General features: G+C 69.8%; 18 protein-coding genes. 6 read left to right on the forward strand and 12 right to left on the reverse strand.

Annotated features, from left to right (window positions below; translation table 11 throughout):
* Positions 1 to 30 precede the first annotated feature (30 nt).
* Entirely contained in the window at positions 31 to 687 is a 657-nt protein-coding gene (locus tag BLV39_RS15880) for a hypothetical protein (RefSeq protein WP_090792378.1), read from the forward strand.
* On the opposite strand, the gene valS is transcribed toward BLV39_RS15880, so the two are convergent.
* The 6 genes from valS to BLV39_RS15910 form a co-directional block, all read right to left on the reverse strand.
* Positions 684 to 3224, reverse strand: a complete 2541-nt coding sequence (gene valS / locus BLV39_RS15885) for a valine--tRNA ligase (RefSeq protein WP_090792380.1) — start codon at positions 3222 to 3224, stop codon at positions 684 to 686. The two genes, BLV39_RS15880 and valS, sit on opposite strands and share 4 nt — an antisense overlap.
* Positions 3187 to 5349: a transglycosylase domain-containing protein gene (locus tag BLV39_RS15890; RefSeq protein ID WP_090792383.1), complete on the reverse strand. Its 2163-nt coding sequence runs from the start codon at positions 5347 to 5349 to the stop codon at positions 3187 to 3189. The genes valS and BLV39_RS15890 overlap by 38 nt, the downstream gene beginning before the upstream one ends.
* A 127-nt stretch (positions 5350 to 5476) precedes the next feature.
* Positions 5477 to 7315 (reverse strand): ABC transporter ATP-binding protein, encoded by a 1839-nt coding sequence (locus BLV39_RS15895; protein WP_090792385.1) that lies wholly within the window; start codon positions 7313 to 7315, stop codon positions 5477 to 5479.
* A complete protein-coding gene (locus BLV39_RS15900; protein WP_090792388.1) occupies positions 7312 to 9075 on the reverse strand; it encodes an ABC transporter ATP-binding protein in 1764 nt (587 codons plus the stop codon). The genes BLV39_RS15895 and BLV39_RS15900 overlap by 4 nt, the downstream gene beginning before the upstream one ends.
* 27 nt (positions 9076 to 9102) lie before the next feature.
* Positions 9103 to 9579, reverse strand: coding sequence for a methylated-DNA--[protein]-cysteine S-methyltransferase (locus BLV39_RS15905; protein ID WP_090797373.1), 477 nt, complete (start codon positions 9577 to 9579; stop codon positions 9103 to 9105).
* Between the two features lie 11 nt (positions 9580 to 9590).
* Positions 9591 to 11009 carry a DNA-3-methyladenine glycosylase 2 gene (locus BLV39_RS15910; RefSeq protein ID WP_090792390.1) on the reverse strand — a complete coding sequence of 473 codons (1419 nt, stop codon included), beginning with the start codon at positions 11007 to 11009 and terminating at the stop codon, positions 9591 to 9593.
* Positions 11010 to 11119: 110 nt separating this feature from the next.
* Here BLV39_RS15910 and BLV39_RS15915 point away from each other — a divergent pair, with 110 nt between their 5' ends.
* From BLV39_RS15915 to BLV39_RS15925, 3 genes are all read left to right on the forward strand, one after another.
* On the forward strand, positions 11120 to 12208 hold the full coding sequence (locus BLV39_RS15915) for an MBL fold metallo-hydrolase (protein WP_090792393.1): 1089 nt from the start codon (positions 11120 to 11122) through the stop codon (positions 12206 to 12208).
* An 851-nt stretch (positions 12209 to 13059) separates the two neighbouring features.
* Positions 13060 to 14145 (forward strand): redox-regulated ATPase YchF, encoded by a 1086-nt coding sequence (gene ychF / locus BLV39_RS15920; protein ID WP_090792396.1) that lies wholly within the window; start codon positions 13060 to 13062, stop codon positions 14143 to 14145.
* Between the two features lie 195 nt (positions 14146 to 14340).
* Positions 14341 to 14601 (forward strand): YciI family protein, encoded by a 261-nt coding sequence (locus BLV39_RS15925; RefSeq protein WP_090792398.1) that lies wholly within the window; start codon positions 14341 to 14343, stop codon positions 14599 to 14601.
* Here BLV39_RS15925 and BLV39_RS15930 read toward each other — a convergent pair.
* The gene (locus BLV39_RS15930; RefSeq protein WP_090792401.1) at positions 14591 to 14962 is read right to left on the reverse strand and encodes a PH domain-containing protein; all 372 of its coding nucleotides are present in this window, start codon (positions 14960 to 14962) and stop codon (positions 14591 to 14593) included. The two genes, BLV39_RS15925 and BLV39_RS15930, sit on opposite strands and share 11 nt — an antisense overlap.
* An 80-nt stretch (positions 14963 to 15042) precedes the next feature.
* Between BLV39_RS15930 and BLV39_RS15935 the strand changes: the two genes are divergently transcribed.
* On the forward strand, positions 15043 to 15801 hold the full coding sequence (locus BLV39_RS15935) for an SDR family NAD(P)-dependent oxidoreductase (RefSeq protein ID WP_090792404.1): 759 nt from the start codon (positions 15043 to 15045) through the stop codon (positions 15799 to 15801).
* A 122-nt stretch (positions 15802 to 15923) separates the two neighbouring features.
* Here the strand turns inward: BLV39_RS15935 and BLV39_RS15940 are convergent, their stop codons facing one another.
* Entirely contained in the window at positions 15924 to 16235 is a 312-nt protein-coding gene (locus BLV39_RS15940) for a 4a-hydroxytetrahydrobiopterin dehydratase (RefSeq protein WP_090797377.1), read from the reverse strand.
* Between the two features lie 180 nt (positions 16236 to 16415).
* On the opposite strand from BLV39_RS15940, the gene BLV39_RS15945 reads away from it, so the two are divergent.
* A complete protein-coding gene (locus BLV39_RS15945) occupies positions 16416 to 16856 on the forward strand; it encodes a (deoxy)nucleoside triphosphate pyrophosphohydrolase (RefSeq protein ID WP_090792407.1) in 441 nt (146 codons plus the stop codon).
* 42 nt (positions 16857 to 16898) lie between these two features.
* Here the strand turns inward: BLV39_RS15945 and BLV39_RS15950 are convergent, their stop codons facing one another.
* From BLV39_RS15950 to BLV39_RS15965, 4 genes are all read right to left on the reverse strand, one after another.
* Positions 16899 to 17948 carry a succinate dehydrogenase/fumarate reductase iron-sulfur subunit gene (locus tag BLV39_RS15950; RefSeq protein ID WP_090792410.1) on the reverse strand — a complete coding sequence of 350 codons (1050 nt, stop codon included), beginning with the start codon at positions 17946 to 17948 and terminating at the stop codon, positions 16899 to 16901.
* On the reverse strand, positions 17948 to 19861 hold the full coding sequence (locus BLV39_RS15955) for a fumarate reductase/succinate dehydrogenase flavoprotein subunit (protein ID WP_090792413.1): 1914 nt from the start codon (positions 19859 to 19861) through the stop codon (positions 17948 to 17950). Before BLV39_RS15955 ends, BLV39_RS15950 begins: the two co-directional genes overlap by 1 nt.
* A gap of 10 nt (positions 19862 to 19871) precedes the next feature.
* Positions 19872 to 20675 carry a hypothetical protein gene (locus BLV39_RS15960; protein ID WP_090792416.1) on the reverse strand — a complete coding sequence of 268 codons (804 nt, stop codon included), beginning with the start codon at positions 20673 to 20675 and terminating at the stop codon, positions 19872 to 19874.
* A gap of 119 nt (positions 20676 to 20794) precedes the next feature.
* Entirely contained in the window at positions 20795 to 21286 is a 492-nt protein-coding gene (locus BLV39_RS15965; protein WP_176984936.1) for a hypothetical protein, read from the reverse strand.
* Positions 21287 to 21375 lie beyond the last annotated feature (89 nt).

The raw sequence follows: 21375 nt of genomic DNA on the forward strand, positions 1-21375 counted from the left end.
CGGGGCGTCGCGATGGGCACAGTAGGTGACGTGACCGCGACCTACTCGCAGACCTCGACCCCGACCCCCACGCCGGGCCAGGCAACCGGGCGCGCCGCACCGTGGCTGGCCGGCGGCGGCATCGCCCTGCTGGCCTGCGCGTTGGTCAGCGGCCTCGCCCAGGCCGCGCACGACTTCCGCTGGTGGTCACTGTTCGTGGTGATCCCCACGTCGTTGATCGCCGCCGCCGGCACCGTCGCGCTCCGCCGTGGCGGCGGCATCCTCGCGTACGCCGTCGCGAACCTGGGCCTGATCGCGTTCGCGGTCGGCGTGATGTTGATGTTCGGTGACGTGCCCCGGTTCTGGCCCCTGCTCATCGTGCTGCCGGCCGCCGCGATCGCCGGCAGCTACTGGTGGCGTCCGCAGGACCCGCTGGGCCGGTCGTTCCACCGCACGCTCGCGATGCTGGCCACCGTCGCGGTCGTCCTCGGACTGGCGTTCCAGGCCCTGCGCTTCGACCTGTTCGACTTCGAACCGCGCTGGTGGGCCTGGTACATGGTGGCGGCGGGCCTGGTCGTCGTCGGCAACGGAGCCGAGTTGGTCCGGCATCGCATGGTCTACCGCGTCTCCGCGGCGGCCCTCGCCGCCGGACCAGGGATCATCACGATCCTGCTCGGCATCCGCTTCCTGCGCGGCTGGTGGTTCTAGAAGGCCGACGCCACGACGAGCTCGGTGGTGCGGTCGGGCAGGAAGTCGAGCTTGCCGATGTGGCCGGCCGCGCGCAGGTCGTCGGCGGCCAGGGCCAACGTCTCCAGCATCGCGGCCGGGCCGAGGACCTCGGCCAGCGGGACCGGGGTGCGCATCGAGACCTTGCGTTCCGACTTGGCCCGCCGCACCTGCGAGAGCGCGTCGCCGGCCAGCCGGAGCAGCTCGGGTGTCACGTCGCCGGCCAACTCGTGGACGGTGGGCCAGGGCGCTTTGTGCACCGAGCCATAACGCCACCACGACCAGACCTCTTCGGTGACGTACGGCAGGAACGGCGCGAACAACCGCAGTTGGACCGAGAGCGCGGTGGCCAGCGCCGCCCGGGCCGACCCGGACGCCGCCGTGTCGCCGTAGGCCCGCTCCTTGACCAGCTCGATGTAGTCGTCGCAGAACCGCCAGAAGAACGACTCGGCGGCCTGCAGCGCGGTCGTGTGGTCGTACGCCTCGAATGCCGTCGTCGCCGTGCCGACCACCTCGCGCAGGCCCGCGAGCATCGCCCGGTCGAGCGGCTCCGTCACGCCGCCGCCTGCCGCGCCGAAGCTGAGCGCGAACTTCGACGCGTTGAGCAGCTTGGTGGCCAGCCGCCGCCCGATCCGGATCTGCGCGGGGTCGAAGGCGAGGTCGGTGCCCGGCCGGCCGCTGGCCGCCCAGTAGCGCACGGCGTCGGAACCGTTGTCGACCAACAGGTTCATCGGCGTGACCACGTTGCCCTTGGACTTCGACATCTTCTTGCGGTCGGGGTCGAGGATCCAGCCGGAGAGCACCGCGTCGCGCCACGGCAGCGTGCCGTGCTCGAAGTGGGCGCGCACGACCGAGGCGAACAGCCAGGTGCGGATGATCTCCTGCCCCTGCGGGCGGAGGTCCATCGGGAACACCCGGGCGAACAGGTCGGGGTCGGTCTCCCAGCCGCCGACGATCTGCGGGCTCAGTGAGGAGGTGGCCCAGGTGTCGAGCACGTCAGGATCGCCGGCGAACCCGCCCGGCACGCCCCGCTGCTCCTCCGTGTAGCCCGCCGGCATGTCCGACGTCGGGTCGACCGGGAGCCGGTCCTCGGTGGGCACCAGCGGACGGTCGTAGTCGGGCCGGCCGTCGGCGTCCAGCGGATACCAGACAGGCACCGGCACGCCGAAGAACCGTTGCCGGCTGACCAGCCAGTCGCCGGTGAGCCCGCCCACCCAGTGCTCGTAGCGGTGCCGCATGTGGGTCGGCACCCAGTGCAGCTCGCGGCCCCGGTCGAGCAGCGTGGCCCGCAGGTCGGCGTCGCGGCCGCCGTTGCGCAGGTACCACTGGCGGGTGGAGACGATCTCCAGCGGTGAGTCGCCGCGCTCGTAGAACTTCACCGGATGGGTGACCGGGCGTGGCTCGCCGATCAGGTCGAGCGACTCCGAGAGCAGCCCCACGATCTCCCGCCGCGCCTGGTTGACGGTGCGGCCGGCCAGGGGCGCGTATTTCTCCGGATCGACGCCGTGCGGCGGCTCGGGCAACAGCCGCCCGTCGCGACCGATCACCACGCGGGTGTCCAGCCGCAGCTCGCGCCACCAGGTCACGTCGGCGAGATCGCCGAACGTGCAGACCATCGCGATGCCACTGCCCTTGTCCTTCTCCGCCTGCGGGTGCGCGTGCACCGGCACCTCGACACCGAAGACGGGGGTACGCACGGTGCCGCCGAACAGGTGCGCGTAGCGCTCGTCGTCGGGGTGGGCCACGAGCGCCACGCACGCCGGCAGCAACTCGGGCCGGGTCGTCTCGATGTAGACGGGCTCGTCGCCGGGCCCGTGGAAGCGCAGCCGGTGGTAGGCACCCGGCCGTTCCCGGTCTTCCAGCTCGGCCTGGGCGACCGCCGTGCCGAAACCGACGTCCCACAGCGTCGGCGCCTCGGCCGTGTAGGCCTCGCCCCGGGTCAGGTTGCGCAGGAACGCCCGCTGCGAGGTGGTGCGCGCGTGCCGGCCGATCGTCGTGTAGGTCAGCGACCAGTCGACCGAGAGCCCGAGCCGGCGCCAGAGCGCCTCGAACGCCCGCTCGTCCTCGGCCGTCAGCCGCTCGCACAGCTCGATGAAGTTGCGCCGGGAGATGGCCGTGGGGTTCTTCCGCGCGGCGTCGTCGACCGGTGCCGCGGGCGGCGTCCAGGCCGGGTCGTACGGCAGGGACGCGTCTCCGCGCACGCCGTAGACGTTCTGCACGCGGCGCTCGGTGGGCAGGCCGTTGTCGTCCCAGCCCATCGGGTAGAACACCATCTTGCCGCGCATGCGCTGGAACCGGGCCACGGTGTCGGTGTGGGTGTAGGAGAAGACGTGGCCCATGTGCAGCTCGCCGGATACGGTCGGCGGCGGCGTGTCGATGGCGTATACGTCAGACCGGGCCTTCGACCGGTCGAACGCGTACGTTCCCGCCTCCTGCCACCGGTGCGACCAGGACTCCTCGATGCCATCCAGGGACGGCTTCTCAGGGATCCCGGCGCGACCTTTCGCCGTATCCGTCATAGCGCCAGGGTACCGCCGGGTTCGAGCCATTTTCGAAGGCCAGGGCCTGGCTCGGCGGGGTGAATCCGCGTTCCGGCTGGCCCGTGACGGCCCGATCGAGCACGTTGGTGACGGCCTTGATGACATCGACCTGCACCGCGCCGCCGACCCCGTCGGACGGGTGCGCCGGGTTGGCGGCGATGCCGGCGGCCGCGACCTGCGGGGTGAAGCCGACGAACGACTCGGTGGCGTTGCCCTCGGCGCTGCCGGTCTTTCCGGCGACCGGCCGGCCATCGAGCATTGTGGACACCTGGGTGGCCGTGCCTCCGTCGCACTGCCCGTAGGCGCCGGCCTGGCCGACCGGGCAACGCGCGGCGTCCACCGCGGCGCGGGCGACGTCGGGCTCGAGGACCTTCTTGCACTCGGGTTGGCCCGCCCGCACCGGCTTTCCGGCGGCGTCGCTGATGCCCTTGACCGGCAACGGCTTGCAGTACGTGCCGTCGGCGGCGATCGTCGCGTACGCGTTGGCCAGGTCCAATGGTGTGGTGTCGGCGACGCCGAGGGTGAACGAGCCCCAGTCGCCGGCGTCGTTCTCGGCCCGCTCGGCGTCCGACTTCGCGCGGAACTGGATGCCGAGCCGCTGCGCCAGCTCCACCACCTTCTCGGCGCCGACCTGCTCCTCTAGGTGCACGAAGTAGGTGTTGACCGAGCGGCCGAAGCCGGTCCACATGTTGCGGTAGCCGTCCATCCACGATGGATTGTCGTTGGCCGGGCAGTAGAAGCCGTCGCAGGACGCCGGTCCGCTGTCCTGCCAGCCGGTCTTGAGCTGGCTCGGTGCGTCGAAGCCGGAATCCAGCGTGTAGCCGTTCTCCAGCGCGGCCAGCATCGTGAACAGCTTGAAGGTCGACCCGGCCTGGTAGCCGGTCACCGACGAGCCGCCCGCGACGAGCTGGTCGACGGTGTTCCCGGCGCCCTTCGCGACGCTGTAGTGCCGGTTGACGGCGAGCGCGAGCACCCGGCCGGTGCCGGGCTGCACGGCGGCGATCGGCAGGGCCTTCGGCGAGTCGTACCCGTAGACGTCGGTGGCGGCCTTGGTCGCGGTCTGCTGGACCTTGCTGTCCATCGACAGCGTGATCTGGTAGCCGCCGTCGCGCAGGGCGGCGAGCCGCTTTTGCGGTGTGTCGCCGAACGCCGACTGCTGCTGCCACCAGGAGACGAAGTAGTCGCAGAAGAACCGGCTGTCGGCCGGGGTGGCGGCCGTGCACCCGTTGGGCACGGTGCCCGGTTTCAGGCCCAGCGGCTTCTGCTTGGCCTGGTCGGCGTCGGCCTGGGTGATGTTGCCGGCCTTGACCAGCGCGCCCAGCACGTAGTCGCGGCGGCTCTGTGCGGCGGCCTTGTCGCCGTGGATCGGGTCGTACGCGTCGGGGGACTGGACGAGGCCCGCGAGCATGGCGGCCTGGGGCAGGGTCAGCTTGGCCGGTGTCGTGTCGAAGTACGTCTGCGCGGCGGCTCCGATCCCGTAGGCGCCGGCGCCGAAGTAGACGATGTTGAGGTAGTTGCCGAGGATCTGGTCCTTGCTCAACGCGTTCTCGACCGCGACGGCGTACCGCATCTCCTGGATCTTGCGCCCGACCGTCTCCTCGGTGGCGGCGTCGCGCTCCTCCTGGGTCGCCTTGGGATCGGTCTTAAGCACATTCCGGACATACTGCATGGTCAACGTGGAAGCGCCCTGCTGCGTCTCACCGCTGCGCCCGTTGGCTATCAGCGCCCGCGCCACACTGCGGGGATCGACGGCCCCGTGCTCGTAGAACCGGGTGTCCTCGGCGGCGACGATGGCCTGCCGCATCACCGGCGCGACCTCGCCCAACGCGACGTCGTTCCGGTTGAGATCGGCGAAGGTCGTGATCAGCGTCTTCCCGTCGGCGGCGTAGAGGCGGGAGGCCTGGGGAACGGTCGGGTGGGCCAGCGCTTCCGGAAGATCGGTGGTCGCGATCGCGACCTTGGTGGCCACGAACCCGGCCAACAACCCAGCCGGCAACGCCCCCGCGGCGACCAGCAGACCCACCACGCCGGCGCCGATCGCCAGCCGCGTCCATCTCGCCATCGGTGCCTCCCCTGAGTTGCCCCTGCACTCAGGCTGCGCCATCCGCCGAGTGATCCTCACTTAGGATGCGTATGTTCTACGGAAATGCCCAGCTACCGGGCCAAATTCACACACCTCTGCCAGCAACTGTCCAGCCCGCGCTCAGAGGTGGTCACGCAGCGCACTTGGATCAGAGCAGCGAGTCCTGCCACTGGGTGTGTAGTCGGGCATAGCGGCCTCCGCCCGTGATCAGGCGGCTCGGTGGGCCGTCTTCGACCACCCGGCCGTCGTCGACGACCAGGACGCGGTCGGCGATCTCGACCGTGGACAGGCGGTGGGCGATCACCAGGGCCGTGCGCTGCCGCAGGATGGTCCGCAGCGCCCGTTGGACCAGTCGTTCCGTCGGCACGTCCAACGAAGATGTGGCCTCGTCGAGGATCAGCACGCCGGGGTCGGCCAGGAACGCTCGCGCGAACGCCACCAACTGTCGCTGCCCGGCGGACAGCCGACCACCGCGCCGGTGTACGTCGGTGTCGTAGCCCTCCGGCAGCGCGGCGACGAAATCGTGCGCCCCGATCGCCCGGGCCGCCGCCACCACCTCCGCGTCCGTCGCATCGGGGCGGCCGAAGCGCAGGTTGTCGGCGACCGTACCCGCGAACAGGTGGTTTTCCTGGGTGACCATGACGACGGCCCGACGCAGGTCGGTATCGCCCACGTCGCGCAGGTCGACGCCGTCGAGCCGGACGGTGCCCGAGTCCGGGTCGTAGAACCGCGCCACCAGTTTGGCCACGGTCGACTTGCCCGCGCCGGTGGCGCCGACCAGCGCCACGATCTGGCCCGCGGGTATCTCGATGGTGAAGTCGCTCAGCACCGGTGGACCGTCGCGGTAGCCGAAGGTGACGTTCTGGAAGGTGATCGCCCGCCCGCCGCCGGCCGTTGGCAGCGGCACCGCACGGGCCGGCTCCGGCACCGCCGGCCGCTCGTCGAGCACCCCGGCCAGCTTCTCCAGCGCCGCCGTGGCCGACTGCAACGCGTTGTAGAACTGGCTCAGCTCCTGCATGGGCTCGAAGAACCGGCGCAGGTAGAGCAGAAACGCGGCCAGCACACCGATCGCCGTCCGGCCGTGCAGCACCTGCCAGCCACCGAAGGTCAGCACGCCGGCGATCGCCACGTTGCCGATCAGCTTGATGCTCGGCGAGTACACCGCGATCAGCCGGAACGCGCGCAGCGACGCCACCCGGTAGTCGTTGTTGAGCTCGTCGAAGATCTGCTGGTTGCGCGGCTCCCGGCGGAAGGCGTGCACCGCCCGGATGCCGCCCAGCGACTCGACGAAGTGGACGATCACCAGAGCGACCGCTTCCCGGGTACGCCGGTAGGCGACGGCCGACGCGCGCGCGAACCAGCGCGACAGGAACAGCAGGAACGGGAAGGTCAGCAGCGTCACCAGGGCCAGCGGCGCGTCGAGGTAGAGCAGCACGCCGGCCACCGAGACGACCGACAGCCCGGCCAGCACCAGGTCGTCGATGCCGCCGTCGACCAGTTCGCTGATCGAGTCCATGTCGCTGGTCAGTCGGGCCACCATCCGGCCCGACGTGTAGCGCTCGTGGAACCCGATCGACAGCCGCTGGAAGTGGTCGTAGACCCGTTGTCGCAGGTCGCGCAGCACGTCCTGGCCGATCCGGGCCGACAGGCGCAGGAAGCCGCGCTTGCCGAAGTATTCGGTCAAGGACGCCGCCACGAAAGCCAGGCCGACCTCGATCAGGATCGTCGGATCTCCCTGGCGCAGCGGCGGGATGCCTTTGTCGATGGCGAGCATCACCAGGAACGGCCCGGCCATCCCGGCGACGCTCTGCAACAGCAGCAGGACGATCGTGGCGGCCAGCGCGCGCCGGTGCGGGCGCACCAGGGAACCCAACAGCACTCGGCTGCGTACCCGTAGGCGCGCGACTGCCGCAGGGTCGCTGGCCTCGGCGGCGGTCCGGTCGGCATCGAGGTCGGCGGCCCGGCCGCGCCAGGCGTGCGCCGTCATGCGGCGTCCGCGATCGCCGCCGCCTCGGAGAGCACCGCCCGGTACGCGGGCACGGTGGCCAAAAGTTCCGAGTGCGTGCCGGTCGCGACGATCACCCCACCGGCGAGCAGCGCCACGCGGTCGGCCAGGGCGATGGTCGACGGCCGGTGCACCACGAGCAGCGCGGTGGTGTCCGAGAGCACACCGGCCAGCGCCTTCTCGACCAGCGCCTCGGTGTGCACGTCGAGCGCCGACAGCGGGTCGTCGAGCACCAGCACCCGGGGCCGGCTGAGGATCGCCCGGGCCAGCGCCAGCCGTTGCCGCTGGCCGCCCGACAGCGAGAGCCCCTGCTCGCCGACCCGGGTGTCGAGACCCCAGGGCAGGTCCTCGACGAAGTCGGCCTGGGCCAGCGCGAGCGCTTCGTGGATCTCGTCGTCGGTGGCGTCGGTGCGGCCCAGCGCGAGGTTCTCCCGGACCGACATGGAGAACAGCGTCGGCTCCTCGAACGCGACGCCGACCACCTCGCGCAGCGAACACATCCGCAGGTCGCGGATGTCGCGGCCGTCGAGGGTGATCCGGCCCGAGGTCACGTCGTAGAGCCGGGGCACCAGGGAGACCAGCGTGGTCTTGCCGCAGCCCGTGGTGCCGACCACGGCGAGGGTCTCGCCCGGCCGCACGGTCAGCGAGATGCCCCGCAGCACCGGCACGTCGCTGCCGGGATAGCTGAACCACACGTTGTCGAAGCACACCTCGCCCTTGACCGGCCCGGCCTTTGTCGCGCCCGGGCGGTCCACGATGGAGGGTGGCGCGTCGAGCACCTCGTAGATCCGGTCCGAGGCGGTCATCGCCTCCTGTGCGTTGCCGATGATCCAGCCCAGCGACTCGATCGGCCAGATCAGCATGAGCTGGAGCGTGACGAAGGCGACGAGCTCGCCGATCGTGAGCCGGCCGGCGGCGACCTCCATCGCGCCGGCCACCAGCACCGCCGCCAGCGTCAGGTTGGGCACCAGGTCGAACTGGGCGGACGTGCCGGCGAGTTGGCGGCCCTTGTCGACCGCGGTGTCCCGCAGCCGATCGGCGCCGCTGCCGAACTGGTCGCTCATGAACGACTGCCGGCCGAACGACTTCACCGTGCGCAGGCCGCGGGCGGTCTCCTCGACCTGGGTGGCCAGGTCGCCCTGCTCGTCCTGCATCCGCCGCGAGGTGCGCAGGTAGGTGCGGGTGAACCGGCGGCTGACCACGACCAGCGGCACGGAGCTAGCCGCGACCAACAGGCCAAGTGGCCAGTGCAATTGGATCAACAGACCCACCACCACGGCGTACGTGGCCAGGTTGACGATCAGGAACAGCAGGCCGAAGGAGAGGAAGCGGCGGATGACCGACAGGTCGGCGGTGACCCGCGCGAGAAGCTGGCCGCTCTGCCAGCGATCGTGGAACGCGACCGGCAGCCGCTGGAGGTGCGCGTAGATCTCCTGCCGGATGGTGGCCTCCATGCCGAGCGCCTGACTCGACTGTGACCAGCGGCGGATGAAGGTCAGCGTGGCCTCGGCGACTCCGAGCAGCAGCGCCAGAGCACCGAGCGCGAACAGGCCGCCGGGGTCGTGGTGGGCGATCGGCCCGTCGACCACCCGGCGGATGACCAGCGGCACCGCGATGCCGACGGCGGTGCCGGCGAGTGCGGCGAGGATCAGGCCGGTGAACTGGAGGCGGTAGGGGCGGAGGTAGCGGCGAAGCCGCCACAGGTTGCGTACCCCTGACTGATGGTCACCTTTGGTACGCACCCCGTGACGGTAAACGCTGCGAGTGTCCTAACGCATCTCGTGCCCGAGAAGCCACTTTTTCACTTCGAGTCCGTAGCGGTAGCCGCCCAGGGTGCCGTCGGTGCGCAGCACCCGGTGGCAGGGCACGAACGGCGCGATCGCGTTGCGGGCGCAGGCCTGCGCGGCCGCCCGGACCGCCGCGGGCCGCCCGGCCAGCTCCGCGAACTCCGTGTACGTGACCGGTTCGCCGGCTTTGACGTCGCGGAGCACGTCCCAGGCGCGGCCGAGGAAGCCTCCGCCGGACCGCTGCTCCACCGGCACCGCGTCGAGCGCCGTGAGATCACCGTCCAGATAGGACTTGACCGCGTCGGTGATCGGGCCGAGGTCCTGCTGGGGCTGTGGTTGCCCACGCAAACTCGGGTGTACGAGGGCGAGCAGCTCGTCGACGCTGTCGGTGAAGCCGGCGGCGCGCACGACACCCGCGTCGGTCGCGATGATGGTCAGCGGGCCGGTGGGGGTGGACATGGTGGTGGTGTTCACGCGTTCCTCCAGAGACGGATCAGGGCGTACGAGCGCCACGGCCGCCAGTTCGCGGCGTGCGCTTCCAGTGCTTTCGGGTCGTCCGGCAGGCCGAGGTTCTTCGCGCCCCGGCGGACGGCCAGGTCGGTGGGCAGGAAGACGTCCGGGTCACCGGCGGCGCGCATCGCGACGTAGCCGGCCGTCCAGGCGCCGATGCCCGGCAGGGCGACCAGGCTGGTGACCAGTTCCTCGCGGTCGGCGCCGAGGTCGAGGTCGACGGTGCCGTCGGCGACCGCGCGGGCCAGGCCGCGGATCGTCGCCCGGCGGGCGGCCGGCATCGGCAGGGCCTCGTCCGGCAGGTCCGCGACCATGGCGGGGTCCGGGAAGCCCGGTTGGCCCGTCGCGGCCGCGATCCGGCCCAGGATCGTGCGGGTCGCCGGCACCGAGATCTGCTGGCCGACGATCGCCCGGACCGCCGTCTCGAAGCCGTCGACGGCGCGCGGGACGCGTACCCCCGGCTCCTTTTCGACGATCTTGGTCAGTTTCGGGTCGGCCTCGAGGGTGGCGTCGATCGCCTCGGGGTCGGCGTCCAGATCGAGCAGCCGGCGGCAGCGGGCTACCGCGGGCGCCAGGTCCCGGACGTCTTTGAGCCGCAGCGTCGCGGCGACGTGTGCGCCGGTGCCGTGACCGGGGATCGGCGTCAGGGCCACCTCGCCCGCGCCGTGCGGCAGGGTCATCGTGCGGCGGTACGTGCCGTCCGTCACCTCCTCGACGCCGGGGATGGCGCGGTCGGCGAGGAACTCGAGCAGAGCGGTGGCGTGCAGCGGGGGACGGTAGGCGAGCCGCAGGTTGACGACGCCGGCCTCCTTGGCCTTCGTTTTTGTCGCTCGCAGCGTCGACGGCGGGCCGCCGTACACCTCCTTGATCGTGTCGTTGAACTGCCGCACTGAGCCGAAACCGGCCGCGAAGGCGATCTCCGCGAGGCCGAGGTCGGTGGTCTCGACCAAGATCCGGGCGGTCTGAGCGCGCTGTGCTCGCGCCAGTGCCAGCGGACCGGCGCCGAGCTCCTCGGTGAGCATCCGGTGCAGGTGGCGCTCGGTGTAGCCCAGCCTGCCGGCGAGCCCGGGAACCCCCTCGCGGTCGACCACGCCGTCGCCGATGAGCCGCATCGCGCGACCGACCGTGTCGGCCCGCACGTCCCATTCGGGTGAACCCGGGGCGGCATCCGGCCGGCACCGGCGGCAGGCCCGGAACCCGGCCCGCTGAGCTGCGGCGGCACTGGGGTAGAAGCGGACGTTTGCCCGTTTTGGCGTGATGGCCGGGCAGGAGGGCTTGCAGTAGATCCCGGTCGACGTCACGGCCGTGTAGAACCAGCCGTCGAACCGCTGGTCGCGGCTGTCGACTGCGCGGTAGCAGCGCTCGAACTCCAGTTCCATGCCATCGATCCTGCCTCGCTTCGGCCATTCTGGCTCGCGGGATTCGGACATGGCCGCTAGCTGTGTCGACGCTCAGCTTTTTGTCGGTACCGTGCTGCACACTTGTGGTCATGGCGAAGAAGTCGACATGGGCGTTGGGGATCCTGGGCGCGGCCGCTGCGGCGCTGGCCTGGGCGGCACGTGACGTGCCGCGGGCGATGGGCGCCAGCCCCGAGGAGCGCCGGGTCGCCCCGTCGCCACAGTGGCGCGACGGCAAGTTCCACAACCGGGTCCCCGCCCGCACCCTCACGCAGCCGGCGGGTTCGATGCTCGGCTCGTTCCTGCGCGACCGCGAACGCCGCAAGCCGCGCCTGCCGATCCCGCTGGCAGCGCCGTCGCACGCGACGACCCAGGGCCTACACCTCACCTGGTACGGCCACTCGTCCGCGCTGGTGGAGATCGACGGCGACCGGGTCCTGTTCGATCCGGTGTGGAGCGAGCGCTGCTCGCCGTCCCACCTGGTCGGCCCCCGCCGCCTGCACGAGCCGCCGGTGGAGATCTACGAACTACCGACGCTGGCCGCGATCGTGATCTCGCACGACCACTACGACCACCTGGACCTACCCACGATCCAGGAGCTGGCCCGCACGTCAACGGCCCCGTTCGTGGTCCCGCTCGGCGTCGGCGCCCACTTCGCCACCTGGGGCGTCCCACCGGAGCGAGTGATCGAGCTCGACTGGGACGAGTCGATCACAGTCGCCGGCCTAACCCTGACAGCGACAGAGGCCCGCCACTTCTCAGGCCGGGGCCTAACCCGAGACGAGACCCTATGGGCGTCCTGGGTGGTAGCCGGCCACGGCCGCAAGGTCTTCTACACAGGCGACTCGGGCTATTTCGACGGCTACGCCGAGATCGGTGCGGCCCACGGCCCGTTCGACGCGACCCTGATGCAGATCGGGGCCTACGGAGACGGCTGGCCAGACATCCACATGACCCCGGAAGACGCGGTCCGAGCCCACCAGGCGGTCCGTGGCGGCTTGCTGATCCCGCTGCACTGGGGCACGTTCGTGCTGGCCTTCCACGACTGGTCAGAGCCAGCGGACCGCCTATGGTCCGAAGCCAAAGCCGAGGGCGTGACGCTAGCGGTGCCGCGCCCCGGCGAGCGGGTCGACGTCGACACCCCACCCGCGGTCGACGGCTGGTGGCAAGCGATCGCCTGACCCCTCGACCGTCTGGACCTGGTGATCGGCCGCTGCCGCGCCTTCCGCGGAGCGGCGGGTCGGCGGCGATCGCGGTTTGCGCGAGCCAGCGGGCCGGCAGCGGTCGCGCGCTGCCGCGGTTCGCGCGAAGCGGCGACGGCCTGATGCCCCGGGCCCCGGACCTGGACCTGGTGATCGGCCGCCGCGGCGCCTTGCGCAAGGCGCCGGGCTGGCAGCGGTCGCGTGCTGCCGCGGTTCGCGCGAACCGGCGACCGCCTGACGCCCCGGACCTGGACCTGGCGATTGGCCGCTACGGCGCCTCGCGCAAGGCGGCGGGCTGGCAGCAGCCGCGCGCTGCCGCGGTTTGTGCCGGGCGGCGGGCCGTCATCGGTCGCGACCGCTGCCCCGCTGCAGACCGCCCCGCCAGGTCCACCCAGGGCCGCGATCGAAGATCAACAACCACACATCAAGCCGCAGCCGGGGTGGGTCTCGTTGTCGGGCGTAGCCCTCAAGTCAGGATCTCCGGGCGGTGACAAGGTGGAGCGCCCCACCGGACGTACGACCTTGTCACCGCCCGGAGATCCTGATGCCCTTGCGAAGTCCGACAACGAGACCCACCCCTCCCGGGCCTCCGCAGCTCGGGCGGGGTCCGGGGCAAAGCCCCGGAGACCACCAACAGCGCCCCACCAAAGCCCGAGCACCCGTCGAGATCCGAAGGGCGCCCGAGGCAACCACGACACCGGCCGCCAACCCCGGGGCCCCGCGGTGCCGAGACAAAGGCACCCCCAGATCCACCGTTTGATCTTGCCCCTAGGCCGCCCATCCCAAGCCGGCCACGACCCACTGAGCTTCCCTGCGTAAGCTGGTCTGTTGTGAGTCTGACCATCGGGATCGTCGGCCTGCCCAACGTCGGCAAGAGCACGCTGTTCAATGCACTGACTAAGAACGACGTGCTTGCGGCGAACTACCCATTCGCAACCATCGAGCCGAATGTCGGCGTTGTGGGGTTGCCGGATGACCGGCTGCCGAAGCTGGGCGCCCTGTACGACTCGCAGAAGATCGTGCCGGCTCCCGTTTCGTTCGTGGACATCGCCGGGCTGGTCCGCGGGGCCTCGAAGGGCCAGGGGCGCGGCAACGCGTTCCTTGCCAACATCCGCGACGCGTCGGCGATCTGCCAGGTCGTGCGGGCCTTCTCGGACCCCAACGTGGTCCACGTCGACGGCAAGGTGTCCCCGGCCGACGACATCGAGACGATCAACACCGAGCTGATCCTGGCCGATCTCCAGACGATCGAGAAGGCACTGCCGCGGCTGGAGAAGGAAGCGAAGCTCCGCAAGGACCGCGCGGCGATGGTCACCGCGGCCAAGGCCGCCGCTGAGCTGCTGGACACCGGCGTGACCCTCTACGGCGGCGCGGCCGCCGCCGGCATCGAGGTGGACCAGCTCCGCGAGCTGCACCTGCTGACCACCAAGCCCTTCCTGTACGTCTTCAACGTCGACGAGGAAGAGCTCAACAACGCGGCGTTCCTCGACGAGCTGCGGGCCCTGGTCGCCCCGGCCGAGGCCGTCTTCATGGACGCCAAGGTCGAGTCCGAGCTGATCGACCTGCCCGAGGACGAGGCGCGCGAGCTGCTGGAGTCGATCGGCCAGCAGGAGCCGGGCCTCAACCAGCTCATCAGGGTGGGCTTCCGGACGCTGGGCCTGCAGACCTACCTGACCGCCGGCCCGAAGGAATCCCGCGCCTGGACGATCCCGGTCGGCGCCACCGCCCCGGAAGCCGCTGGCGTGATCCACTCCGACTTCCAGCGCGGCTTCATCAAGGCCGAGATCGTCTCCTTCGACGACCTGATGACCGCAGGCACGATGAGCGCCGCCAAGGCGGCCGGCAAAGTCCGCATCGAAGGCAAGGACTACACGATGCAGGACGGCGACGTCGTCGACTTCCGCTTCAACGTCTGACCCGGGTCCGACGGCCCGGCCCGGCGAGGCCGGCGTGCGGGGCCACCGCATCGTCGAGAAGGTCGCCTCGGCCGACTGGGACCCGCCGGCGTCGAGCCTTCGTCTCGGCCGGCCTGAACCAGCCGGCTCGAGGCTTCGCCAGATCCGGGCTGGCTACGCTTTCGATCGGATCGCTTCGACGTCTGGGGATGACTTATGTACCTGCTCGAACTGGCCTTCGACGGCAACCCTGAGCGGCTGGAGCACCGGCCCGCACACCGTGAGGTCCTCGCGGCTCTCAAGGAGCGCGGGAAGGTCGCGATGGCGGGCCCGTACGCCGACGAGTCCGGGGCTTTGCTGATCTTCGACGTGGCCACCGAAGAAGAGTTCGAGGCGTTGGTTGCCGCCGACCCCTACTACCGGGCTCCCGGTGTCACGATCGCCGCCAAGCGCCTGTGGAATCCCGTCATCCGGTGATGTAGTGCAGCACCACGTTGTGGACGTGGTGGGCCTTGTCGGAGCCGCGGAACTCGACCTCGTACGTGTGGGCGCCCACGTGGATGGCGATCGTGCCCGTCGAGAAGAACGCTCCGCCCCAGGACTTGTTGCTGACCACGCTCACGCTGGTGATCTTGGCGTACGGGATGCTGGTGATGGCGACCTTCTTGCCGATGAACGACTTGTCCTGCACGATCACGCGGCGGTTGGTGACACCGATGAAACCAGTGCCGGCGCCGATCGCGTCGTAGACCGCGATGACCTCCTCGCCCTGCAACAGGCCGCTCTCGATCTGCCGCAACTGCTCTTTCCGGTCGTACTTGGCGTTCGTGGTCGTCATACGAACGACGCTAAGGGCCGCGGTCAAGGACGAGATTTCTCACGCTAGGCAGCACGGGCGGGGCCGGGCATGCTGTCGCCATGAGTCTCGATGGTGTGGTGGCGTTGGTTACGGGCGGCTCGCGGGGGATCGGGCGGGCGGCGGCCCAGCGGCTCGCGGGCAGCGGCGCGACCGTGGTCGTGCACTACGGGACCAACAAGGCCGCCGCGCAGGAGACCGTGGACAGTCTCGGCGCCGGTGGCCACGAGATGCTGCCGGCCGACCTCAAGGACCCGGCCCAGATCAAAGAGCTCGTCGACCAGGTGGTCGCCCGGCACGGCACGATCGGGGTCCTGGTCAACAACGCCGGGACGTACGAGCCGCATCCTGTGCTCGAGACCTCTTACGAGCAGTGGCAGGACGTCTGGCGGCGGACGATGGACACCAACCTGACCGGGCCCGCCAACCTGATCCACGAGGTCGTGCCGCACATGGTCGCCGCCGGCGGTGGGCGGATCGTCAACATCACCTCGCGCGGCGCGTTCCGGGGTGAGCCGACCCACCCGGCCTACGGCGCCAGCAAGGCCGGCCTCAACAGCCTCAGCCAGTCGCTGGCCAAGGCGCTCGGCCAGCACAACATCTTCGTCACCGCGGTCGCGCCCGGGTACGTGGACACCGACATGGCCGCGCCCTACCTCAACGGGCCTCGTGGCGAGGCGATCCGCAACGAGACCGCCATCGGGCGCATCGCGGATGTCGACGAGGTGGCGAAGCTGGTGGTCTTCCTGGCCACGCCGGGCACGGAGTCGATGACCGGCGGGGTCATCGACATCAACGGCGCTTCCTACCTGCGTACGTGACGGCGGAGCCGGTGGCTTCGTAACCGTCGGTGACGAGGAAAGGCCACAGCGCACCGAGTAAGCAACCCAGGAGAGTGGCGCCGGATACCCACAGCAGCGAGTGGCGGTAGGTCGCCGACTGGCTACTCCACGTTGAGAACGAGCCGGTAAGCGTCTTCGATGCGCGCCGCGAGCGTCACTTCGCGTTCCGTGATCGACACCCCGTCGGCGGCTGCGAGCTTGACCTGTGTGTAACCATCGAGGCGACGGATTTCAGCCCTGAGGCGCAATGCGTCCGCGCAGACCTTCACCCGTTCGGTGAGATCGCTGTGTTGCGAGTTGTCGAGCTGGAACACCCGCTTGAGCTGCTTGTCCTCGCGCGACCAACCGGCCAGCAGGGCGAGCGCGTCTGACAGATAGTCGCCTCGGGCCCGACCGTTCCACAGGGCTCGCATCCACACCTCCCAGGCGTCGTTGCCGGCTTGTGGCCAAATCGCCGCCATCTCGTCATGGTTCGGCGCCCTCAGTCTTTCGCTGACCGGCCCTGGTGTCCACGCCCACATTTCCCCCTTGTGGTGACCTAGGGGACGGCTCCGGCACCCGAAACGACATTTCATCTGGCAGGCTGGTTGCTCGTGCACGCCGAACGTCCGAGTCAGTCCGCCAGCCGGGGGAGTGCGACCATCCTCGTCATCGTCGGTGCCGCCATCGTTGCTGAGCGTAAAGTTCTGGCCTGCGCCCGGGCACATCCTCCGGAATTAGCCGGCATGTGGGAGTTTCCCGGCGGGAAGGTCGAGCCGGGTGAGTCCGAGACCGGTGCACTCGTGCGGGAATGCCAGGAAGAACTGGGTGTGCGGATCGCGGTCGGTGATCGCATCGGCGACGATATCCCGTTGGGACACCGCCGTACCGTATTGAAGATTTTCGCCGCACGACTGGTTGACGGCGACCCGAAGCCGTTGGAGCATGCCGCCCTGCGCTGGCTGGGTCCCGACGAGCTCGACGACGTGCCGTGGCTCCCGGCCGACGCCCCGATCGTGGAGGCCCTCCGCGCCGGCCCCTGGCTGGGCCAATAGAAAAAGGGCCCCCGGCCGAAGCCGGGGGCCCTTACAAAAGCCTCAGTCCTGGTCCGGGTGCGCGTAGTTGAGGTCGCGCGGAGGCATCGGGAACTCCACGTCGTCGCCGAACGGTGATGCGGCTCCCGAGCGGTCGAACGCGGCCTCGCTGACGCCCAGGCGGCCGTTGGCGCCCACCGCCGGAAGCTGCGCGGGCCCGACCCGCCGGTGCCAGTTGACGCCTCGTTCCACTTCCTGCTCCTCGGTGCGTTCGTGTGCGTCCGGAAGGTCCACGCCGGTCATGGCGGGGCCCGCGGAAACCGCATGGCTGGAGCCGGACTGTACCAACTGGTCATCGTCAGGGTGCCGGCGGAAGATCTTGCTGCCCAGCCACACCAGCGGATCGTATTTACGGTCCACCACGCGCTCCTTCATCGGAATGATCGCGTTGTCGGTGATCTTGATGTGCTCAGGGCACACCTCGCTGCAGCACTTGGTGATGTTGCAGTACCCGAGGCCCTGATGCTGCTGAGCGTACGTCTTCCGGTCTTCCCGCGCGTCCAATGGATGCATATCCAGCTCCGCCGCGCGGATGAAGGTCCGCGGACCCGAGAACGCCTTCTTGTTCTCGTCGTGGTCACGCACCACGTGGCAGGTGTTCTGGCACAGGAAGCACTCGATGCACTTGCGGAACTCCTGCGAGCGCTCGACGTCGATCTGCTGCATCCGGTATTCGCCGGGTGCCAGGTCGGCGGGCGGGGCGAACGCCGGCGTCTCCCGGGCCTTCTCGTAGTTGAACGAGACGTCCGTGACGAGGTCGCGGATCACCGGGAAGGTGCGCAAGGGCGTCACCGTGATGGTCTCGTCCTCGGAGAACGTCGACATCCGGGTCATGCAGCCCAGCCGCGGCATGCCGTTGATCTCCATCGAGCACGAGCCGCACTTGCCGGCCTTGCAGTTCCATCGGCAGGCGAGGTCGGGCGCTTCGGTGGCCTGGAGCCGGTGGATGATGTCGAGCACGACCTCACCCTCGTTGACCTCGACCTGGTAGTCCTGCAGGTCGCCGCCGGTCTCGTCACCACGCCAGACCTTGAATTGGCGCTTCTCTCCCATTACTTGCTCGCCCCTTCGGTAGCAGACGTGTCGAACTCCGCCAGCTCTTCCTCGGTCAGGTACTTCGAAAGCTCGCCTCGGTCGAAGAGCCCGACCAGCTCCGGCCGGATCTTCGGCAGCGGCTTGTGCTCGAGCCGGACCTTGTCGCCGTCGAGCGAGCAGACGAGGTTGACCGTCCGCCACTTCGCGGACATCGCGGGGAAGTCCTCGCGGGTGTGGCCGCCCCGCGACTCCTCCCGCTCCAGCGCCGCCTTCGCGGTGCACTCGGAGACCACCAGCATGTTGCGCAGGTCCAGAGCGAGGTGCCAGCCCGGGTTGTACCGGCGGCCGCCGGTCGCACCGACGTTGGCGACCCGCACGCGCAGCTCCGCGAGCCGGGTCAGGGCGTCCTCGAGCTCGCCCTTGCGGCGGATGATGCCGACCAGGTCGCCCATCACCGCTTGCAGATCCTGCTGGAGCTTGTACGGGTTCTCGCCCGTCTCCCGCGCGAGCGGGGCGAGCGCCGTGTCGACGGCCGCCTCGACGTCGGCCGCGGGCACGGTCGGACGCTTCTCCATGCTGTCGACGTAGCTGGCCGCGAACTCGCCGGCGCGCTTGCCGAACACCAGCAGGTCGGACAGCGAGTTGCCGCCGAGCCGGTTGGAGCCGTGCATGCCGCCGGACACCTCGCCGGCCGCGAACAGGCCCTGCACGTGCCCCATCGCCGCGCCGGAGTCAGGCTCGACCTCGACGCCGCCCATCACGTAGTGGCAGGTGGGGCCGATCTCCATGGGCTCCTTGGTGATGTCGACGTCGGCCAGCTCCTTGAACTGGTGGTACATCGACGGCAGGCGCTTCTGGATGTACTCGGCCGAGCGACGCGACGCGATGTCGAGGTAGATGCCGCCGGCCGGAGTGCCGCGACCCTCCTTGACCTCGTTGTTGATCGCGCGGGCGACCTCGTCGCGGGGGAGCAGCTCCGGCGGGCGCCGGTTGTTGTCCGGGTCGGTGTACCAGCGGTCCGCCTCCTCCTCGGTCTCCGCGTACTGCTTGCGGAAGACGTCGGGGACGTACTCGAACATGAACCGCTTGCCCTCGGAGTTCTTGAGGACGCCGCCGTCGCCGCGGACCGACTCGGTGACCAGGATGCCCTTGACCGAGGGCGGCCAGACCATGCCGGTCGGGTGGAACTGGAGGAACTCCATGTTGATCAGCGTCGCGCCGGCGCGCAGGGCCAGCGCGTGGCCGTCGCCCGTGTACTCCCAGGAGTTCGACGTGACCTTGTAGGACCGGCCGACGCCGCCGGTTGCCAGCACCACCGCGGGCGCCTGGAACAGCAGGAAGTCGCCGGACTCGCGGTAGTAGCCGAACGCGCCGGCGATCCGGTCACCGTCGAGCAGCAGCTCGGTGATGGTGGTCTCGGCGAACACCCGGATCCGGGCGTCGTAGTCGCCGAACTCGCGCTTGTCCTCCTGCTGGAGCGACACGATCTTCTGCTGGAGCGTGCGGATCAGCTCCAAGCCGGTGCGGTCACCGACGTGCGCGAGGCGGGGGTACTCGTGACCACCGAAGTTGCGCTGCGAGATCTTGCCGTCCGGCGTGCGGTCGAACAGCGCGCCGTAGGTCTCCAGCTCCCAGATCCGCTGCGGCGCCTCTTTGGCGTGCAGCTCGGCCATCCGGAAGTTGTTGAGGAACTTGCCGCCGCGCATGGTGTCGCGGAAGTGCACCTGCCAGTTGTCGCGCGAGTTCGCGTTGCCCATCGCCGCGGCGGCGCCACCCTCGGCCATCACCGTGTGGGCCTTGCCGAACAGCGACTTGGAGATGATGGCGACCCGCTTGCCGGCCAGCCGTGCCTCGATCGCCGCGCGGAGGCCGGCGCCGCCGGCGCCGATCACGACGACGTCGTAGTGGTGTCGTTCGATTCGCTCAGTCATGTCAGTCGCCTCAGTTGATGAACCGCACGTCGCCGAACCATCCCGCCGAGACCGCCATGATGTAGAAGTCCGTGATGGCGAGCGTCGCGAGAGTGATCCAGGCCAGCTGCATGTGCCGGGTGTTCAGCTTGGACACGAACGTCCAGAAGCGGTAACGCACCGGGTGGCGGGAGAAGTGCTTGAGCCGCCCGCCCGCGATGTGCCGGCACGAGTGGCAGGAGAGCGTATAGGCCCAGAGCATGACCACATTCAAAATAAGAATGAGGTTGCCGAGCCCGAAGCCGAATCCCTCGGGGCTGTGGAACGCCTTGATGGCATCCCACGTGTTGATGACCGAGATGATGCCGGCGGCGTAGAACGCGTACCGGTGGGCGTTCTGGAAAATCAGCGGGAAGCGCGTCTCGCCCGAGTAGGTCTTGTGACCGTCGGGGACCGCGCACGCCGGCGGGGAAAGCCAGAACGAGCGGTAGTACGCCTTGCGGTAGTAGTAGCACGTCAGCCGGAAGAGCAGCAGGAACGGCAGCGTGAGGGCCGCCTCCGGGATGATCCACCAGCTCGGCAGGAAGGTGCCGAACTCTGCCGCCTCGCCGCACCTGTCGGTAAGACATGGCGAATAGAACGGCGTCAGATAGTGGTAGTCCTCCACGAAGAACCACTTGTGCATGTAGACCCGGACGGTCGCGTAGGCGATCCAGGCGCTCAGCCCGATCACGGTGATGAGGGGCGCTATCCACCATCGATCCGTACGCAACGTCCGAGCCGAAATCGAGGCGCGCGCCTGCGCCCCGACCGGCCTCGTCGCCGTTGTCGTCATGAAGTCTCCCGCAAGGTTCTTATGGCCGCTGGCCGGCGCGTGACGGTGCACACGTTACGCCGGGGGAATCAAGCGGCTCGCAGAGGTGCCAGCGGGTGTGATCAATCCGCTCGACGCACTTACAGATCGGGTGCACCGAGCCGGCGTACGGACGGCGAACAGTCGCGGTGAAGGTCTTCGAGACGTTCGAGCACCGGTAGGTCGCGGTCGCCACTCGGTGCGACGAAGAACGCCGGAGCACCCGACGAGGCCTGTCGGTCGAGCGCGTTCGCGTACGCGGTGCGGGCCTCTACGAGCTCCGTCCACATGTTCACGGTCCGGTCGTCGGCGCGGTCGTCCCGGTCGCGTTCGGCGACCCGGCGCAGGTCGTCGAGGAACGGCTGGAGGGCGGCGTTCTCGTTGCGGATCGCGACGGCACGCTGGCGCGGACCGGCCGCGGAGCCCGGCGGCGCCACCCGGTTGAGCCGCACCTCGAGCGCGCGGCACGCGTCGTCGACCCGCACCCGGTCGCGGCCGTCGGCACTCGCCTCGTCGACGGCGCCGACGAGCCGCGCCACGCCGATCGAGATGCCCGTGCAGGCACCGAGCACCACCACGACGGCGGCGACCACGATCGCGATCACAATCCGGCGACGACCCCGATTGTCCTTATTGTCTGGACCGGGAGTCGTTGCCGTGTCGGGATCCGGCGCCGAAGCGG

The organism is Asanoa ishikariensis, from assembly GCF_900107455.1.
Lineage (GTDB): Bacteria > Actinomycetota > Actinomycetes > Mycobacteriales > Micromonosporaceae > Asanoa > Asanoa ishikariensis.

Bases quoted from the DNA above. Each gene is read 5' to 3' on its own strand.
- valS (WP_090792380.1), bottom strand. From the start codon at position 3,224: ATGACGGATACGGCGAAAGGTCGCGCCGGGATCCCTGAGAAGCCGTCC.
- BLV39_RS15890 (WP_090792383.1), bottom strand. From the start codon at position 5,349: ATGGCGCAGCCTGAGTGCAGGGGCAACTCAGGGGAGGCACCGATGGCG.
- BLV39_RS15895 (WP_090792385.1), bottom strand. From the start codon at position 7,315: ATGACGGCGCACGCCTGGCGCGGCCGGGCCGCCGACCTCGATGCCGAC.
- BLV39_RS15905 (WP_090797373.1), bottom strand. From the start codon at position 9,579: ATGTCCACCCCCACCGGCCCGCTGACCATCATCGCGACCGACGCGGGT.
- BLV39_RS15910 (WP_090792390.1), bottom strand. From the start codon at position 11,009: ATGGAACTGGAGTTCGAGCGCTGCTACCGCGCAGTCGACAGCCGCGAC.
- BLV39_RS15915 (WP_090792393.1), top strand. From the start codon at position 11,120: ATGGCGAAGAAGTCGACATGGGCGTTGGGGATCCTGGGCGCGGCCGCT.
- BLV39_RS15925 (WP_090792398.1), top strand. From the start codon at position 14,341: ATGTACCTGCTCGAACTGGCCTTCGACGGCAACCCTGAGCGGCTGGAG.
- BLV39_RS15930 (WP_090792401.1), bottom strand. From the start codon at position 14,962: ATGACGACCACGAACGCCAAGTACGACCGGAAAGAGCAGTTGCGGCAG.
- BLV39_RS15935 (WP_090792404.1), top strand. From the start codon at position 15,043: ATGAGTCTCGATGGTGTGGTGGCGTTGGTTACGGGCGGCTCGCGGGGG.
- BLV39_RS15940 (WP_090797377.1), bottom strand. From the start codon at position 16,235: ATGCGAGCCCTGTGGAACGGTCGGGCCCGAGGCGACTATCTGTCAGAC.
- BLV39_RS15950 (WP_090792410.1), bottom strand. From the start codon at position 17,948: ATGGGAGAGAAGCGCCAATTCAAGGTCTGGCGTGGTGACGAGACCGGC.
- BLV39_RS15955 (WP_090792413.1), bottom strand. From the start codon at position 19,861: ATGACTGAGCGAATCGAACGACACCACTACGACGTCGTCGTGATCGGC.
- BLV39_RS15960 (WP_090792416.1), bottom strand. From the start codon at position 20,675: ATGACGACAACGGCGACGAGGCCGGTCGGGGCGCAGGCGCGCGCCTCG.